The sequence below is a fragment of the Pseudomonas sp. NFACC13-1 genome (assembly GCF_900104425.1).
GTDB lineage: Bacteria > Pseudomonadota > Gammaproteobacteria > Pseudomonadales > Pseudomonadaceae > Aquipseudomonas > Aquipseudomonas fluorescens_AA.
Genome location: NZ_FMXV01000013.1, coordinates 75,161 through 93,132, shown reverse-complemented (window position 1 = coordinate 93,132; position 17,972 = coordinate 75,161). Strand labels below are relative to the sequence as shown.

The following is a 17,972-nucleotide window of genomic DNA, read 5'->3' as shown; positions in this document are numbered from 1 at the left end:
CTGTGGGAGCGAGCTTGCTCGCGATAGCGGTGGATCAGCCAACGTTGATGTTGACTGACATGTCCCTATCGCGAGCAAGCTCGCTCCCACAGGTTTTGTGGCTTGGCTGACTTTTTGGGCTGCCCGATTATTGAGCCGTCGGGTAATCCACCACCAACGTCTCGATGTTGCGCTTCTTCGCCCGGACCAGGGCGGCCGTGACCTGTTCCTGCTTGGCTTGAGCTTCGGCCTCGGAGCTGAAAGGGCCGACCAGGACGCGCTCCTTGCCGTTCTCCCGCACCACGTTCGACATGAAGCTGTGCTCGATGAGCCAACCGGTCAGGTCGCTGACAGCCTGCGGTGTCTCGCCACGAACCTCGACGGCCCACTGCGGCGCGGCAGCGACGGCCGGTGCGGAGGTGGCGGCGGGCTTCGGCTTCGGTGCTTCGACGTCACGCCCTTCACCGCATCCTGCCAGCACCAATACCGCGATAACCCAAGCCAATTTACGCACAACGTTTCCCCTGGAAGACATGAGGCATGGATTTTAGCACCCGTGCCCGTCAAGATCGCCGCAAACAATGCTCAAAACACGAGAATCCTGCCCGGCGTCTCTGTATAGTCGCACCCTGGGAATTAATGCTGCGTCTGCACGTCAGAAAGAGGCACCCACATTGTGACACTTAGCACTAATCTATAAGCAGTACCGACATCTGCACTGTCTGAATCAGGTGCCCTATAAAGCAATCAAGGAGAACACCATGCTGATACTCACCCGCAAAGTCGGTGAAAGCATAAACATTGGTGACGACATCACGATCACCATTCTGGGCGTTAGCGGCCAACAAGTACGGATCGGCATCAACGCCCCGAAAAACGTTGCGGTGCATCGTGAAGAGATCTATCAGCGTATTCAGGCCGGCCTTACCGCTCCTGACAAGCCGCAAACTCCCTGAACATTGCAGCAGTCCGCAGCCAGCCCGTTTGCATCGTCGCAGTGGCTGGCTAAAGATCCTGGCCGACTGCGCCGTCCCCTGCCTCTCCCCGCCTTCTTTCACCCCGTCCGTGAATCGATACTAATGGCATGGCGCTTGGCAAGGCTGTCAGACGTTTCGTTTTAATGATGACGAAGCAGGCGTTCGCGGCCGGTCAGCCCAAGCCCACGCCGCGCGCCATGCCTGTGGCGGCGACGACCATCAGGATCAGCAACAAGGCTTCGATGTGGCTGATCCGTGCAAGTCGGCCGGCGTTCGAAGGATCGATCGCCACCCCTTTGCGCATAGCCATCCGCCATTTGATCAGGGCGATCATCGGTACGATCTCTAGCAGCAGAATCAGCAGCAACAACGTCATCTTCAAGTGAAAAAGCGGTTGATGCAGGTAATAGTCCGTGCCTTTTTCGTACCCGCCGAAAGCGCGCATCCCCCCGGTCACCAACAGCACCAGCGCCGACAGGCCCCACAGGTTGTCAGCCACCAAGACACCCCGGACCGCGTCCACACCGCCCGCCAGGCGCCGTAGCGCCGTGCCGCGGGTCAGCACCGCCCAGAATCCGAGGGCGAACGCCAGCAGATGAATTGCCGCAAGCGACCAATGAGCCAACATGGAAGACTCCTGACAGTGGGAACGTCGAATCGACCAGACAGTACTAGCTCATAAAGGAATGATTGCCAGGCTGAGCACAAAAAAACTGTGGGATCTTCAATGAATGCGATGCCTGTGGACCGCTCAAAAAACTGTGGGAGCGAGCTTGCTCGCGATGGCAATCTTTCATTCAACATGATCGTTGACTGATCCGACGCTATCGCGAGCAAGCTCGCTCCCACAGGGGGATTGGATTGTACGCGCTAAGAAATCCTAGTCCGCCAATCGCCAGGTCGTCCCGCCCTTCCCGTCTTCCAGCACCACGCCCATGGCGGTGAGCTGGTCGCGGATGCGGTCGGATTCGGCCCAATCCTTGTTGGCTCGCGCCGCCAGGCGTGCCTGGATCAATGCCTCCACCTCGGCGGCGTCCACGCGGCCCGCGGCACCGGCCTGCAGGAAATCATCGGCTTCGAGCTGCAACACACCCAGCACGCTGGCCAGTTCTTTCAGGCGGGCCGCCAGGCCGGCCGCTGCATTGAGATCGCTCTCACGCAGACGGTTGATCTCACGCACCATCTCGAACAGCACCGCGCAGGCTTCCGGCGTGCCGAAGTCGTCGTTCATCACTTCGGTAAAACGCGCCACGAACGCTTCGCCACCGGCAGGCGGCACGGCGGGCAGGCCCTTCAACGCATGGTAGAAACGCTCCAGGGCACCCTTGGCGTCCTTGAGGTTGTCTTCCGAGTAGTTGATGGCGCTGCGATAGTGGCTCGACACCAACAGGTAGCGCACGACTTCCGGGTGGTACTTGTCGAGCACGTCGCGGATAGTGAAGAAGTTGTTCAAGGACTTGGACATCTTCTCGCCGTTGATCCGGATCATGCCGCAATGCATCCAGGCATTGGCGTAGGTCTTGCCGGTGGCCGCTTCGCTCTGGGCGATTTCGTTTTCGTGGTGGGGGAATTCCAGGTCGCTGCCGCCGCCATGAATGTCGAACGTCTCGCCCAGGCAGCAGGTGGACATCACCGAGCATTCGATGTGCCAGCCCGGACGCCCGGCGCCCCATGGCGATTCCCAGCTTGGCTCACCCGGCTTGGCCGCCTTCCACAACACGAAGTCCAGCGGGTCCTGCTTCGACTCGTCGACTTCGATGCGTGCGCCGATGCGCAGGTCTTCGATCTTCTTGCGCGACAGCTTGCCGTAGCCCATGAACCTGGCGACGCGGTAGTACACGTCGCCATTGCCCGGCGCGTAGGCATAGCCCTTGTCGATCAAGGCCTGGATCATCGCGTGCATGCCCGGAATGTGGTCGGTGGCACGCGGCTCCATGTCCGGCTTCTTGATATTCAGGCGCGCTTCATCTTCATGCATCGCGGCGATCATGCGCTCGGTCAACGCTTCGAACGACTCGCCGTTCTCGTTGGCGCGGTTGATGATCTTGTCGTCGATGTCAGTGATGTTGCGCACGTAGGTCAGGTCATAACCGCTGAACCGCAGCCAGCGGGTCACCAGGTCGAAGGCGACCATGCTGCGGCCATGGCCGAGGTGGCAGTAGTCGTACACGGTCATCCCGCAGACGTACATGCGCACCTTGTTGCCATCCAGCGGCTTGAAGACTTCTTTGCTCTTGGTGAGCGTGTTGTAGATCGTAAGCACGGTGTTTCCTTAAGACTTGATCACTGGCCCCACGAATCACGCAGGGTCACGGTACGGTTGAATACCGGCTGGCCTGGTTTCGAGTCCTTGATATCCGCGACGAAGTAGCCTTCGCGCTCGAACTGGAAACGGTCTTCCGGCTGCGCATTGCCCAGCGAGGGTTCAGCACGACAACCGGTCAGCACTTGCAGTGAGTCAGGGTTGATGTTGTCCAGGAAACTCGCGCTGTCTTCGGCCTTCTCCGGGTTCGGAGAGCGGAACAGGCGATCGTACAGGCGCACTTCGCACTCGACGCTGGCAGCGGCCGGCACCCAGTGGATCACGCCCTTGACCTTGCGGCCTTCAGGGTTCTTGCCCAGGGTGTCCGGATCGTAGGAGCAACGCAGCTCGACGATGTTGCCGTCGGCGTCCTTGATCGCTTCGTCGGCACGGATCACGTAGCTGCCGCGCAGACGCACTTCGCCGTTCGGCTCCAGGCGCTTGTAGCCTTTTGGCGGCTCTTCCATGAAGTCATCGCGGTCGATGTAGATTTCACGGGCAAACGGCAGCTTGCGCACGCCGAGTTCTTCTTTTTGCGGATGACGCAGCAGTTCGAGGTTTTCGACCTGGTCTTGCGGGTAGTTGGTGATCACGACCTTCAACGGACGCAACACGCACATGGCGCGCGGGGCATTCGCATCCAGATCCTGACGGATGCTGAACTCGAGCATGCCGAAATCGACCACACCGTCGGAACGGTTGGTGCCGATCATCTCGCAGAAGTTGCGGATCGATGCCGGCGTGTAGCCACGACGGCGGAAGCCCGACAGCGTCGACATGCGCGGGTCGTCCCAACCGTTGACGTGCTTCTCGTCCACCAGTTGCTTGAGCTTGCGCTTGCTGGTGATGGTGTAGTTCAGGTTCAAGCGGCTGAATTCGTACTGACGCGGGGTGGCCGGTACGGGCAGGTGCTCGAGGAACCACTCGTACAGCGGACGATGACTTTCGAACTCCAGGGTGCAGATCGAGTGGGTGATGCCCTCGATGGCGTCCGACTGACCGTGGGTGAAGTCATAGTTGGGGTAGATGCACCATTTGTCGCCGGTCTGGTGGTGATGGGCGTGACGGATGCGGTACATGATCGGGTCGCGCAGGTTCATGTTCGGCGAGGCCATGTCGATCTTGGCGCGCAGCACCCGTGCGCCGTCCGGGAACTCACCGGCGCGCATGCGCGCGAACAGGTCCAGATTCTCTTCCACGCTGCGCTCACGGAACGGGCTGTTCCTGCCCGGCTCGGTCAGGCTGCCGCGGTACTCCTTGGCCTGCTCGGGAGTCAGGTCGCACACGTAGGCGTTGCCGGACTTGATCAACTCCACCGCCCAGTCGTGCAACTGGTCGAAATATTGCGAGGCGTAGCGCACCTCACCGGACCATTCGAAACCCAGCCACTTGACGTCGCTTTCGATCGCGTCGATGTACTCCTGGTCTTCCTTGGCCGGGTTGGTGTCGTCGAAACGCAGGTGCGTGACGCCGCCGAACTCCTGGGCCAGGCCGAAATTCACGCAGATCGACTTGGCATGGCCGATGTGCAGGTAGCCGTTGGGCTCCGGCGGGAAACGAGTGACGATCTGTGTGTGCTTACCCGAATCCAGGTCCGCCTGGATGATCGGGCGCAGGAAATTGACCGGCACGGCCGGGCCGGTCTTGGAATTCGAGGTAGGGTCGACAGTGGGCTTGCTCATAGGATCCTTGAACAGACAAGTGCGCGGCCGGGTGCGGCCTGATAAATCAAAGCCCGTATCATAGCCGATGCTGTCAAGTACCTGACAGGCCAGGCCGGCAAACGATTGAATTTAATCGACGGCCAGATGAAAAACAGCCTCGAAATTCGTGCCCGGCACGCTAAACTGCCCAACCTGGCCGATTGCAGCCAGACCGGTTGCGGGCGTTTGTGCCCCGAAACCCACGAATTCCTTGAAAGAGTACCGACCATGAGCAAAGTCAAACTGACCACCAACTTCGGTGACATCGTTCTGCAACTGAACGCCGAGAAAGCGCCGCTGACCGTGGCCAACTTCATCGAATACGTCAACGCCGGCCACTACGAAAACACCGTGTTCCACCGCGTCATCGGCAACTTCATGATCCAGGGCGGCGGCTTCGAACCGGGCATGAAGGAAAAGAAAGACAAGCGCCCGAGCATCCAGAACGAAGCCGACAACGGCCTGCCGAACAAAAAATACAGCGTTGCCATGGCCCGTACCATGGAGCCGCATTCGGCCTCCGCGCAGTTCTTCATCAACGTGGCCGACAACAGCTTCCTGAACCACAGCGCCAAGACCGTACAGGGCTGGGGCTACGCGGTGTTCGGTGAAGTGATCGAAGGCACCGACGTGGTCGACAAGATCAAGGGCGTCGCCACCACGTCCAAGGCTGGCCACCAGGACGTCCCGGCAGACGACGTGATCATCGAGAAAGCCGAGATCATTGAGTGATATTGCTGATTTCAGACTTGCATCTGGAAGAGGAGCGCCCGGACATCACCCGGGCGTTTCTGGATTTACTCGCCACACGCGCTCGCTCGGCGCAAGCGTTGTACATTCTGGGCGACTTTTTCGAAGCCTGGATCGGCGACGATGCCATGACGCCGTTCCAGCGTTCCATCTGCCAGGCCCTGCGCGAATTGAGCGACAGCGGCACGGCCATCTTCCTGATGCACGGCAATCGCGACTTCATGCTGGGGCAGGCCTTTTGCAAAGCGGCCGGCTGCACCCTGCTCAAGGACCCAAGTGTCGTGCAGCTCCATGGCGAACCGGTGCTGCTGATGCATGGCGACAGCCTCTGCACCCGCGACGAAGGCTACATGAAGCTGCGGCGCTGGCTGCGCAACCCGGTCACACTGTTCATCCTGCGTCACCTGCCGCTGGGCAGCCGCCAGAAACTGGCGCGCAAACTGCGCAGTGAAAGCCGCACGCAGACACGCATGAAAGCCAACGACATCGTCGACGTCACGCCCGAAGAGATCCCGCGGATCATGCAGCAATACGGCGTGAAGACCCTGGTCCACGGCCACACCCACCGCCCCGCCATCCACAAGCTGCAACTGGGCGAACACGCCGCCCGGCGCATCGTGCTGGGGGACTGGGACAAGCAAGGCTGGGCGTTGCAGGTGGATGAACAGGGGTTTGCGTTGGCGCCGTTTGGGTTTGGTAATGCGCAGCTGGCGTTGCCAAGCAACTGAAGCGCGCTGATACCCCTTGTGGGAGCGAGCCTGCTCGCGATAGCGGATTCAAATTCAACATCATCGTTGACTGATCCACCGCTATCGCGAGCAGGCTCGCTCCCACAGGGACTGCGCTTGAATCAATGGCCGCTGGCAGCCGGCCCCGCCTTCGCCGCAAACGGCGGCTTCGCCAACCACACCAGCACGATCAACCCCATGAATGCCCAACCCAGCAGTGTGAAGTAATCCACGGTGGAGAGCATGTACGCCTGGCTGTTGAGAACCTGCTCGAGCCGGGCATAAGCCGGAGCACTCGCGCCGCCAAGCTGGTTGAGCGCCTCGCGGGTGGCCGGCTCGAAAGTGCTGATGCTTTCGCTCAGGTAGGCGTGATGCTGGTCGGCCCGGCGGATCCAGATCCAGGTGGTCAACGATGCGGCGAAGCTGCCGCCCAGGGTCCGCAGGAACGTCGCCAGCCCCGCGCCGTCGGCAATCTGGTGCGGCGGCAGGTCCGACATCAGGATGCTCAGGGTCGGCATGAAGAACAGCGCCACGCCGATGCCCATGAACAACTGCACCAAGGCAATGTGCTGGAAATCCACCTCGTTGGTGAACCCGGCGCGCATGAAGCAGCTCAGGCCGATGGCCAGGAACGCCAGCCCCGCCAGCAAACGCAGGTCGAACTTGTGGGCGTACTTGCCGACGAAGGGCGACATCAACACCGGCAGGATACCGATGGGTGCCACCGCCAATCCGGCCCAGGTCGCGGTGTAGCCCATCTGGGTCTGCAACCACTGCGGCAGGATCAGGTTGATGCCGAAGAACCCGGCATAACCGCCCACCAACACAATGGTGCCGATGCGGAAGTTGCGATAGGCGAACAGGCGGAGGTTGACCACCGGATGGCGGTCGGTCATTTCCCAGATCACGAACACCGCCAGGGCAATGGCTGAAATCAGCGCACCAATGACGATGAAGTTCGATTCGAACCAGTCCAGGTCGTTGCCCTTGTCGAGAATCACCTGGAGCGCGCCAACACCGATGATCAGCGTGATCAATCCCACGTAGTCCATCGGCTGATGGCTGGTGACCACCGGCCGCGCCTTGAGCTGCTGGCGCACCACCATCGCCGCGAAAACGCCGATGGGCACATTGATGAAGAAGATCCACGGCCAGCTGTAGCTGTCGGTGATCCAGCCGCCGAGGATCGGTCCGGCAATCGGCGCCACCACCGTGACCATCGCCAGCAACGCCAGGGCCATGCCCCGCCTGGCCGGCGGGTAGACGGCAATCAGCAAAGTCTGGGTCATCGGGTACAACGGCCCGGCCACCAGCCCCTGGATGACCCGGAAGCCAATCAGCTCCGGCATCGAGGTGGAAATGCCACACAAGAATGAAGCGAGCACGAACAGCATCGTCGCCCACAAAAACAGCTTCACCTCGCCAAACCGACGGCTGAGCCAGCCGGTGAGCGGCAGGGCGATGGCGTTGCTCACCGCGAACGAGGTGATCACCCAAGTGCCCTGCTCCGAGCTGACGCCCAGGTTGCCGGAAATGGTCGGCAAGGCGACGTTGGCGATGGTGGTGTCGAGCACTTGCATGAACGTCGCCAGCGACAGCCCGATGGTGCTGAGCAACAGGCTGGGCGGCGTGAAGGACGCGTTATTGCTCATTGCGAAATCCTATGAAGCGAAGAGAGTCAATCGCGGGCAAGCCTTGCCCCCACTGGATCCAGGGTTGCCTGAACTCAGTGGGTAGGACACAAGACCTGTGGGAGCCGAGCTTGCTCGCGATGAGGCCCTTGCAGTCAATATCTCTGTAGCCGGTCATACCGCTATCGCGAGCAAGCTCGGCTCCCACAACTGATCAGCGCTGCGCGGTTTTGCTCGCCGCGGAACTGTTGTCGTGGATCAGGCGGGTGATCATCGCGTCGGCCTCGGCCAACTGCTGGTCATAGACCTGGGTGCTGAACGAGGCTTTCTGCGGTGGCTGTTGGGCCAGCACCGGGCCGCTCTGGTCGTGCAGGTTGACGCTGACCTGGGTCGACAGGCCGACTCGCAGCGGATGCTTGGCCAGTTCTTCGGGGTTGACATGAATGCGCACTGGCACCCGCTGGACGATCTTGATCCAGTTACCGGTGGCGTTCTGCGCCGGCAGCAAGGCAAACGCACTGCCGGTCCCGGCGCCCAGGCTGTCGATGGTGCCGCTGTACTTCACATCGCTGCCGTACAGGTCGGCCTCGATGTCCACCGGCTGGCCGATGCGCATGTCGCGCAGTTGGGTTTCCTTGAAGTTGGCGTCGATCCACAGCTGATCCAGCGGGATCACCGCCATCAACGCCGTGCCTGGCTGCACCCGTTGGCCCAGTTGCACGGTGCGTTTGGCCACATAGCCGGTGACCGGTGCGATCAAGGTACTGCGGGCGTTGGTCAGGAACGCCTGGCGCAATTGCGCGGCGGCAGCTTGCACGTCGGGATGGGACGACACCACGGTATCGTCCACCAAGGCGCTGGTGGTCTTGAGCTGTTGCCGGGCATTGGCCAGGGCATTCTGCGCCGAGGTCAGGTCATCCCGGGCGTGGGACAGCTCCTCCTGGGAAATCGCTCCGCCGGCGGCCAGGTTCTTGCGTCGGTTGTAGTTTTCCTGGGCTTTCTGCACTTCGGCCTCTTGGGCATTGACCTGCGCCCGCATGCCATCGACGTTGCTATACAAGCCACGCACCTGGCGCACGGTCCGGGCCAGGTTGGCCTGGGCACTTTGCAGCCCGACTTCGGCATCGTTCGGGTCGAATTGCACCAGCACCTGGCCTTCACGCACCAGGTCGCCGTCATCGGCACCGATGCTCACCACCGTGCCAGTCACCAGCGGCGTGATTTCCACCACGTTGCCGTTCACATAGGCATCGTCGGTGCTTTCGCTCCAGCGGCCATACAGTTCATGCCAGCCCCACACGCCCAGGCCCGCGAGAATGACGATCAGCGCCAGTGCCAACAGCATGACCTTGCGCTTGCGTGGGTTGCCGCTGTCTTGTGTATTTTCGGATTGAGTCGTTTCGGCAGTCGCCATGACAAGTACCTCGAATCAGTGGGTCGGCGTGGCAGGGGTCGGCGTGGCCGCCGCCAGGGTCTGGGCTTCGAAACCACCGCCCAGGGCCTGCATCAGTTGGATCGACAAATCGATCTGCTCGGCATTCAGGTTCGCCAGTTGGCGCTGGGCCTGGAGCAATTGCTGCTCGATGCTCAGCACGTCCAGGTAATTACCGATGCCCGAGCCGTAGCGCTGGACCACGGTGTCGTAAGAGTTCTGTGCGATGTCGGTGGCATGTTGCTGGGCACCGATCTGGCGAGCGATGTCGCGCAACTGGTTGATGGTGTCACTGACATCGCCAAGGGCCGTGACCAGGCTCTTGTTGTACTGCGCCACAGCCAGGTCGTAATCGGCGTCCCGGGCATCCAGGTCCGCCCGCAGGCGGCCACCGTCGAAGATCGGCAACGACACGGTGGGCGCCACATTGAAGAAGCGGCTGGCCGAACCGAACATCGCATCGCCGAGCAATGACTGCACCCCTGCCGCCGCGCTCAGGTTGAGGTTGGGGTAGAAGTTGGTCTTGCCGGCCTCGATGTTCTTGCTCGCCGCCTCGACCCGCCAGCGCGCCGCGACCAGGTCCGGACGACGGCCCAGCAACTCGGCCGGCAGGTTCGAGGGCAAGGCGACCGCGCTGGCTTGCAGCACGTTGGGCCGGGCGATTTCATTGCCGCGATCCGGACCCTTGCCCAGTAGCACCGCCAGGGCGATCTTGGCGCTTTGCAGGCGTTTTTCTGCGTCGATCAAGGTCGCATCGGCGCTGGCTTCCAGGCTTTCGGTCTGCTGGAACTGGTACTCGCTGTCGATCCCGGCGCTGAGGCGGCGCTTGCCCAGGTCGAGCATCTGCCGGGTGCGCTTGAGGTCTTCGGCGGCCAGGTCATGAATGATGTGGGACTGGCCCAAGTCGCTGTAGGCCCGGGCCACGTCGGCGGCCAGGGTCAGTTGCGCGGCCTGGCGATCGATCTCGGCGGCGCGGGCCTGGCCCAGGGCAGCTTCCCAGGCGGCACGCTGGCCACCCCAGAGGTCGAAGTTGTAGTTGAAGTCCACACTCAGCGAACGCAGGGTGCTGTACGCCCCGCCCTGCCCTTGCGGATCCTGGTCACGGGCCAGACGCGAACGGCTGACGCTGCCACTGGCATCCAGGGTCGGCAGGCGCGCCGCGTTGGCGGCATAGGCCGCGGCACTGGCCTGGTGGACCCGGGCGCTGGCGACCTGCATGTCCGGGCTGTCGCGCAGGGCTTCACGGATCAGGCCGTCGAGCTGCGGATCACCGAGGTTTTTCCACCAGTCGTTTTTCGGCCACGCGGCCGGCGACAGCGTGACCCCGGTCAGGGACTGTCCAGCCTGGAGGCTCTTGGCCTCGAGGCTGACGCCTTCGGTCTTCAGGCCGCTGTAGCTGGCACAACCGGCGAGGCTCATGGCCAACAGCACCAGGCTCAAGCGGGTACGCAAGGTTTGACGTTTCATTTCTCCCCCAATCGCAACACGGTGATGGGATCACCGGCAGCGAGCAGTATTTTCTTGAGGATGTCTTCGAGGGTTTGCAGCTCCTCGCGGCTGATGGCGCCGGCCAACTGGTTCATGGCGTCGGCACCGATGAACGGCAGGCGATCGGCGAGGGCCTGGCCGGCTTCGGTCAGCACCAATTGCACCTGGCGCCGGTCCTCCGCCGAGCGTTGGCGGACCAGGAAACCTTTCTGCTCCAGGCGATCGAGCATCCGCGTCATCGAGCCACTGTCCAGGGACAGGTAGCGACACAGCTCGACCGGTGTGTCGATGCCGTGCTGGGCCATGATGATCAACACCTTGAACTGGGCGGCGGTAATGCCGACGGGCTCCATGTGGGTGTCGATGATCCGGTCCTTGAGCAGCGCGGCGCGGCCGAGCAGCATGCCGAGGTGGCATTTGTGAAATTCGTCTGGGGTGAAATGCTTCATCTGAGCACCGTTTGCTGCCTAGGCAGTGAATGTATGTCGAGATATTACTGCTTAGGCAGCAAATGTCAAACAAATAGTTAGCTTGCTACGCACAAGCAGACAAAATGCAGATATCCCTGTGGGAGCGAGCTTGCTCGCGATAGCGGTAGGACATTCAACATCGTCGTTGACTGACACACCGCTATCGCGAGCAAGCTCGCTCCCACAGGGGATTGGCTTTATATGGGGTTTGGGGAAGGGTTAGAAATCGCGCTTGTAGAAGATATCCAGCGAACTGGCGACGCCGCTGGCGGCTTCGAGGTAAACCTTCTTGCTGAGCTTGTAGCGCAGGGCGATGGTGTTGGCCGGTTCGAACACGCCGACGCCGTAGCGCAGGCTGAGTTTTTCCGAGAGGTTGCCGCTGGCGACCACGCTGGTGGTGTTGCCGCTGCCTTGGGTGTCGAGTTGGAAGTCATCGATGCCCAGGTTATTGGCCAGGCTGCTGGTCACGCCCGAACTGCCCATCAACCCCAGGCCCAACGCCGCCTGGGCGAGCATGTTGTTGTCCTCGCCCGTGGTGCTCAGTGGCCGGCCCAGTACCAGGTAGGACAACGCCTGCTCCTGGCTCATGGCCGGCTCCGAGAAAATTTGCGTGGTCGGTTGCTCGGCGCTGCCGCTCAAGCGGATGCCGGCGATCACGTCGTCGGTCTGGCGAATCGCTTCGATGTCCAGGTAGGGCTGGTCGATGGGGCCGGCGAACAGCAGCCGGGCCCGACGTACCGTCAGCCGTTGCCCGTAGGCCCGATAGCGGCCGTCGTTGAGCCACAGTTCACCGCGGGTGTCCATGTTGTCGCCGATGTGCACCTGCCCCTGGACGTTGGCCGTCAGGCCGAACCCCGAGAACGCGAGTTTGTCCTGGCCGACGATCACGTCGATGTCCATCGCCATGGCTATCGGTGCCTTGCCCTCCTCGGTCTGGTGGCCGACGATCACCGTGTCATCCGACACCTTGACGGTGGACGGCGGCAGTTCGCGGACGGTGATCTCGCCTTTGGGCACCAGGACCTTGCCGACAATGGAAAGCCGCTCGCCCTGCATCGTGATGTTCAGGTCCGGGGCGACATCGAGCACCGCGTACGGTTCGACGGTGACCGGCAGTTGCGAGCCCTTGAGAGCCAGGTTCAGGCTCAGGGCCTGGCCCCAGCCGATGTTCCCGGCCAGGCTGCCCTGCCCGTGCTTGCCGCTTTTCCAGGCGCCGTCGAGCCGTACCGTTTCACCGGCAATCATCGCCCGCACCTGCAGGGCTTCGAGGCTGACCGGCAGTTCCGGGCCGGAGACTTCGCCGTCGCTGAGCACCAGGTCGCCGTTGACCTGGGGCGCGAGCAAACCACCCGACAACGTCCCACTGCCGTTCAGGTGACCGGTGAGGGTTTCCACCATCGGCACGAACGGCCGGGCCACGGACAGGTCCAGGCCGGTCAGGCGGAACGAGCCGCTCAAGGGCTTGCTGGCCGGCAGCGGATTGATCTGCGCCTGGAGCACCAGCTCGCCGAGCTTGGCGCCGACGAAATTCAGGTCGGTGTCGATGCGCTTGGGGGTCAGGCGGCTATTGAGCGTCAAGGTCTGGTAGGGGAAGTCCAGCCATTGCGCCTTGTCCCCCGCCGTGTCACGGATGCGCAACGTACCGCCACTGGCGTCCACCAGGACCCGGCCATTCGGGCCACTCGCCGGCAGGTCCAGTTGCAGGTCCGCATTGAGCCGGCCTTGCCAGGCAAAATCCTTGGGCATCCACTGGGCCAGGCTTTCGATGGGGAATTGCTTGAGGTGATAGCGCAGCTTCGGCTCCGGCATCAGCCGCTGGTCTTCACCGCACAGGCTGGCGTCAAAGGAACGCCAGCAGTGAGCGCCGACGTTGAGCGTGCCATCGGCCAGGCGTTCCAGTTTCGCCGGGGCTTGCAGGCGCCAGGCTTGACCGCCGGCCTGCACCTCGCCGCTGGCCAGGCGTCCGCGCCAATTGCCCTGGTCGAGGGCACCGTCGAGCGCCAGGGTCGTGTCGAGTTGAGGCCCTTGCAAGTCCAGGTTGAGTGTTTGCCGTTTGATGTCGCCCTGTGCGCTGACGGTCAGCACGCCCAGGGACGTTTCGCCGGCGCGGATGCCGCTGGCCTTGAGGTCGAGCTTGCCGCGCTGGGCGCTGTCGAGGGTCGCGTCCAGGTTCAGGCTTTGCAGGCGATTGTCCTGCAACGCCAATTGCGTGCCTTGCAGACCGAGCTTGCCTTGGGGCGCCTTGAGCGTGCCGGCGACATCGACCCGGCCAACGACCTGGCCGCGCAATTGCGGCCAGAGCTGGGCCAGACGGGTGAGCTTGATGTCGATCTGGCCGGTGAGTTTCTGTTGCAGGCTGCCGGTGCCGTTGATGCGGTTATCCCCCAGGCGGATGTCCAGCGCGCTGAGGTTCCACTGCTCGCCGGCACCACTGGCCTTGGCCTGGAACAGCGCCGGTTGGCCGCGCAGCTTGCCCTTGAGATCCAGGTCCGCGTCGAGCTCGAGGCGGTCGTTCTTCATCGCGCCTTTGCTGCGCAACGGCCCGGCCAGGGTGCCGGGCAGCTCGCCGAGCCAGTACGCCGGGTTGATGGCCGACAGTTGCAGCGCCGTGTCCCAGGCAATGCCGTCGGCAAATTGCAGGCTCAGGTGTCCTTCGGCCTGGCCGTGTCCCGCGGCGAGCTTGAGTTGCGGCAGATGGATTTGCGTCAGGTCGCCACTGAACGGGCTGTCCAGGCTGAAAGCCCCGGCGGGGCCGTCCAGCGCGGCCTGGAAATTGCCCAGGTAGTTGCCATCGGTGTACGAGACTTCGCCATTGAAGCTGCGCAACGTCACCTGCGGCTCGTCGATCAGCGGATACAGGCGATGCCAGGGGAAATCCAGCCAGGCGACTTTCGCCTCGGCGCTCAAGCCGTCGCGCCAGTCCACTTGCCCGCTGAGTTTCAGGCTTTGCTGATTGCCGGCGTCCAGGTCCAGGCCGACGATCCGTGCGCCATTGGCGTCCACGGTGCCTTGCAGCAGCAATGCCACTGGTCCTTTTTCGGCGGGCAACGTCGCCTTGCCAAGCAATTGATAGCCACTTTTCAGATCGCCTTCGCCAGTCAATTCCAACTGATTGAGCAACAGCGTGTCCGGCAGATCGGCGCTGGCCTTGAAAGCGTCGGCGGTGATGCGCACCTTGGCGGGCAGGTTGTCCGCCAGCGGTTGCAGCTCACCGGTCAACTGGCCTTGCAGGTAGCCGCGACTGTCGGCCTTGAGGTTGAGGGTCTTGAGCAGGTTGCCGTCGACTTTCAGGTCCAGGGCCCAGGGCGTGGCACCTGGCGCTGGCAAGGTCAACCGGCCTTCGGCATTCAACGGCCAGTCGCCGCCGGGCTTGAGCAAGCCGGACAGCGTCAGACCCAGCTCGTCGCGCTGCAATTGCACCGAGTCGATCAGCAAGCCCTCGGCGGTCCAGTGGGCAACCAATCGCAGGCCCTTGAGTTGCTCGCTGCCGTTGAACGACAGGCTGCCGACTTGCACATCGCCCAGTTCGATCGCGAGCGGCAAGTCCAGGTCCGGCAAGCTGATCGGGCCGCCGCTCGGCGCATCGGCCGAGGCGGGCAACTGCAAGGCGACCTGGTCGGCCTTGAGCTGTTCGATGCACAGGGTCATGCGCGCCAGGCACAACGGCGACCAGGCGAATATCACTCGATCCATCGCCACCCGACTGTCGCCCTGCTGCCACAGCAGGTGATCGGCGCTCCACTGCCCGCCCAGCCGGCCCTGGAAATTCTCCACGGCCAGCCCCGGCACCAGGCCGAGGGCCCAGCGGCTGCCAAATGCCGTGCCCAGCACCGCGCTCAAGGCCAGCACGACCGCCAGCAGCCCCCCGGCGAGCGCCAGCAGCGTTATCTTCACACCACGCTTCACAGCTCAGGCCCCATGGAAAAGTGCAATCGAATACCGCCTTCATCGTCCATCGCATGGGCCAGGTCGAGGCGGATCGGCCCCACCGGCGACACCCAGCGCACGCCGACACCCACACCGGTCTTCAGGCTCGGCAGCTCCAGGCTGTTGAAGGCGTTACCCTGGTCGATGAACGTCGCCACTCGCCATTTTTCCGCGATGGAATACTGATACTCGAGGCTGCCGGCGACCATGTAGCGACCACCGATACGGTCGCCCTCGGAGTTTTCCGGCGACAGGCTCTGGTAGTCGTAACCCCGCACACTCTGGTCGCCACCGGCGAAAAAGCGCAGGGATGGCGGAATGGATTTGTAGCCATTGGTGGCGCTGCCGCCGATTTGCGCCCGCGCCAGCAAGCGATGCTTGTCGAACACCGTGGTCAGGCCCTTGACCATGGCGGTGCCGTATACAAGGTTATTGTCCGAGCCCAGTCCTTCCTTGGCGACCTTGGTGTCGAACTGCAAACGGTAGCCGTTGTGCGGGTCGATGCGGTTGTCGCTGCGCAGATAGGAATAGCTCACGCCCGGCATCAACAGCGTGCTCAGGCCCGCATCGTCGCCGAGGCGGTACTCCTCGCGCTGCCACTTGAGCGACACCACCCGCTGCCAGCCGCTGGGCAACTTGCTGTGCCATTCCGGGCCCACGGTGAGCAGTTTGCTGAGGCTGTCGGTACCGGCCAGTTCTTCATATTGATAACCGCCGGCGTAGCGCATCTTGTCGGTCAGCGGCGGGTCCAGCGGCACGTCGTACCACAGGCCGACATTCTGCCGGGGCGCCGACACTTCCGCTTCCCAGCCATAGCTGTGGCCCTGGGGGTTGACCCAGTGGCGCGTCCAGTTGGCTTTGGCCCGGGGCCCGACATCGGTGGAAAAGCCCAGGCCAAGGCCCATGGTGCGCGGCTTGCGCGTATCGAGCTTGACCGCCACCGGAATGACATTGTTGGCGGCGGCGGTGGGGGCCGCATCCACCCGAACGCCTTCGAAATAGCCGCTCGATTGCAAGGCCTGGTTGAGTTCGGCAATCAGCTCGGAGTCGTACGCCGTACCGGCCTTGAACGGCACCATGCGTTGCAGCAGGTCTTCGTCGAACGGCGTGTCGCCCTCGAAGCTCACCGGGCCCAAGGCATAGCGCGGGCCGCTGTCGTAGACCAGTTCGATGTCGGCGATGCCCGCCTGGGGGTCCACCCGGAGTTTCTGCTGGGTGAAACGACCGCTGAAATAACCGTAGCGCGAGGCCTGGTTCTGGATCGCCCGCTTGGCGTCTTCATAGCGACCATGGTTGAGCACCGCGCCGGGCTTCAGCGCGGCGTTGTCGGGCACGCGAAAAGCCTTGAGCGAAGCCGCCGGCCCATCGATGCGCACGGTGACGTTGCGCAGGTGCACCGGCTCGCCGGGGTCGATGGTCAGCACCAGCCGTGGATCCTTGCCGCCCTTGACCTGGCTGTCGATCTGCGGCTGGTAGTAGCCCAGCGCCTGGGCGGCCTTGCGCGCCTGTTCCTCGGCGCCGCGACTGAAGCGCAGCAAGGCCTCCTCGTCACGATCCCCCACGCCTCCGATGTAACCTTCGACGTTGGCCTTGAGTTCATCATTGGACGGCAGGACGCGTACTTCCAATTCACTGTTTGCCAGTGCCGCGCAGCTGAGGGACAGCAAAAGCGCGCCACCGGTCATTCTTCCTGGGAGGTTCATGGCGCGGATGCTATCACGAGCGTAGGTGCCTGATAGAGCCGGACATTTCCTAAAAGTTCGCCCGACTATGCCCTTGCGCTTTGCAGAATCTGCGGGTTGGCGTGGAAGAACACATGCTCGCGGATCGGTCCTACCGCGACTTCACCGATTTCCTCGTATCCCTGGCGTTTATAGAACTCAAGGTAGCGCGGGTTGCCAGTGTCCAGCACCACCCCTTGGGAATGCTCGTCCACCGCACACCAGTTATGGACCGCCTCAAGCAATTGCTCGCCGAAATGCTTGCCCTGGAACTGTGGGTGCACCCCCAGCAGCGGCAACACATGGACCGCATCCGACGGCAGGCAGGCCAGCACCGCCGCGTGGTACTCCAGATAGCGCCGGGTGCAGCGAAAACCGGTGCTCAAGACCATGCGCAGGCGCCAGGCCCAGCTTTCGGTGATGCCCAGGCGTCGCTGCGGCGGGGCGATCAAGGCGATGCCAATCAGGCGGTCGTTGACCAGCAGGCCGATGGCCGGCAGGTCCTGGAGAAAATGCTGCTTGACCAGCTCGCGCACCGTGGCCCGTACCCGCTGTTCATAACCGGGACGCTCGGATTCGAACAGGTAGCTGAAGGTAGGCTCATGGCGATAGGCCTGGTACAGCAACGAACGGGCTTCACGGGAATAACCACTGTCGAGCATATGGACGTCAGCGATGGCGGTGGCGGTTTCAGGCATGGTGTCGGATCTCCTGGGGCGAGGCTCGATGAGGCCCTGCTCTTATGAGTACGAACCCGATGGGGTCGTGATCGTTCCTACATGCAAAGGACATTAGCAGCGCATTTGTCCTACTGCCACGCTGGCTCCCTTCCCACATGTCAGCTAGCATCGCAGTTTTGCCAGG

At 62.6% G+C, this 17,972-nt stretch carries 14 protein-coding genes; 3 read left to right on the top strand and 11 right to left on the bottom strand.

The genetic code is table 11. The annotated features are described in order from the left end of the window. Window positions 1-127: 127 nt before the first annotated feature. Complete coding sequence (locus tag BLQ55_RS17200) at window positions 128-493, bottom strand: penicillin-binding protein activator LpoB (protein WP_092199037.1); 366 nt, start codon at window positions 491-493, stop codon at window positions 128-130. A 247-nt stretch (window positions 494-740) separates the two neighbouring features. On the opposite strand from BLQ55_RS17200, the gene csrA reads away from it, so the two are divergent. Beyond that, window positions 741-935: a carbon storage regulator CsrA gene (csrA, locus tag BLQ55_RS17195; protein WP_003179932.1), complete on the top strand. Its 195-nt coding sequence runs from the start codon at window positions 741-743 to the stop codon at window positions 933-935. A gap of 193 nt (window positions 936-1,128) precedes the next feature. On the opposite strand, the gene BLQ55_RS17190 is transcribed toward csrA, so the two are convergent. The 3 genes from BLQ55_RS17190 to BLQ55_RS17180 all read right to left on the bottom strand — a co-directional run bounded on the left by BLQ55_RS17190 (window position 1,129) and on the right by BLQ55_RS17180 (window position 4,940). After that, window positions 1,129-1,584, bottom strand: coding sequence for a DUF2214 family protein (locus BLQ55_RS17190; RefSeq protein ID WP_092199040.1), 456 nt, complete (start codon window positions 1,582-1,584; stop codon window positions 1,129-1,131). A gap of 252 nt (window positions 1,585-1,836) precedes the next feature. After that, window positions 1,837-3,219 (bottom strand): cysteine--tRNA ligase, encoded by a 1,383-nt coding sequence (gene cysS, locus BLQ55_RS17185; RefSeq protein ID WP_092199043.1) that lies wholly within the window; start codon window positions 3,217-3,219, stop codon window positions 1,837-1,839. 20 nt (window positions 3,220-3,239) lie between these two features. Beyond that, entirely contained in the window at window positions 3,240-4,940 is a 1,701-nt protein-coding gene (locus BLQ55_RS17180; RefSeq protein WP_092199046.1) for a glutamine--tRNA ligase/YqeY domain fusion protein, read from the bottom strand. Between the two features lie 249 nt (window positions 4,941-5,189). Between BLQ55_RS17180 and BLQ55_RS17175 the strand changes: the two genes are divergently transcribed. After that, on the top strand, window positions 5,190-5,693 hold the full coding sequence (locus tag BLQ55_RS17175) for a peptidylprolyl isomerase (protein WP_072405388.1): 504 nt from the start codon (window positions 5,190-5,192) through the stop codon (window positions 5,691-5,693). Continuing rightward, a complete protein-coding gene (lpxH, locus tag BLQ55_RS17170) occupies window positions 5,690-6,439 on the top strand; it encodes a UDP-2,3-diacylglucosamine diphosphatase (RefSeq protein WP_092255366.1) in 750 nt (249 codons plus the stop codon). Before BLQ55_RS17175 ends, lpxH begins: the two co-directional genes overlap by 4 nt. 122 nt (window positions 6,440-6,561) lie before the next feature. Here the strand turns inward: lpxH and BLQ55_RS17165 are convergent, their stop codons facing one another. From BLQ55_RS17165 to BLQ55_RS17135, 7 genes are all read right to left on the bottom strand, one after another. Continuing rightward, entirely contained in the window at window positions 6,562-8,091 is a 1,530-nt protein-coding gene (locus BLQ55_RS17165; RefSeq protein WP_092255362.1) for a DHA2 family efflux MFS transporter permease subunit, read from the bottom strand. A 193-nt stretch (window positions 8,092-8,284) separates the two neighbouring features. Beyond that, window positions 8,285-9,484, bottom strand: coding sequence for an HlyD/EmrA/EmrK family protein (locus tag BLQ55_RS17160; protein ID WP_092199058.1), 1,200 nt, complete (start codon window positions 9,482-9,484; stop codon window positions 8,285-8,287). Between the two features lie 15 nt (window positions 9,485-9,499). Further along, the gene (locus tag BLQ55_RS17155) at window positions 9,500-10,969 is read right to left on the bottom strand and encodes an efflux transporter outer membrane subunit (protein ID WP_092255357.1); all 1,470 of its coding nucleotides are present in this window, start codon (window positions 10,967-10,969) and stop codon (window positions 9,500-9,502) included. Next, window positions 10,966-11,439, bottom strand: coding sequence for a MarR family winged helix-turn-helix transcriptional regulator (locus BLQ55_RS17150; protein WP_092199064.1), 474 nt, complete (start codon window positions 11,437-11,439; stop codon window positions 10,966-10,968). The genes BLQ55_RS17155 and BLQ55_RS17150 overlap by 4 nt, the downstream gene beginning before the upstream one ends. Before the next feature lie 240 nt (window positions 11,440-11,679). Further along, on the bottom strand, window positions 11,680-15,366 hold the full coding sequence (locus tag BLQ55_RS17145; protein WP_092255354.1) for a translocation/assembly module TamB domain-containing protein: 3,687 nt from the start codon (window positions 15,364-15,366) through the stop codon (window positions 11,680-11,682). Next, a complete protein-coding gene (locus BLQ55_RS17140) occupies window positions 15,363-17,090 on the bottom strand; it encodes an autotransporter assembly complex protein TamA (RefSeq protein WP_218130114.1) in 1,728 nt (575 codons plus the stop codon). The genes BLQ55_RS17145 and BLQ55_RS17140 overlap by 4 nt, the downstream gene beginning before the upstream one ends. 65 nt (window positions 17,091-17,155) lie before the next feature. Beyond that, entirely contained in the window at window positions 17,156-17,806 is a 651-nt protein-coding gene (locus BLQ55_RS17135) for a GNAT family N-acetyltransferase (RefSeq protein ID WP_092199073.1), read from the bottom strand. Window positions 17,807-17,972: the final 166 nt, after the last annotated feature.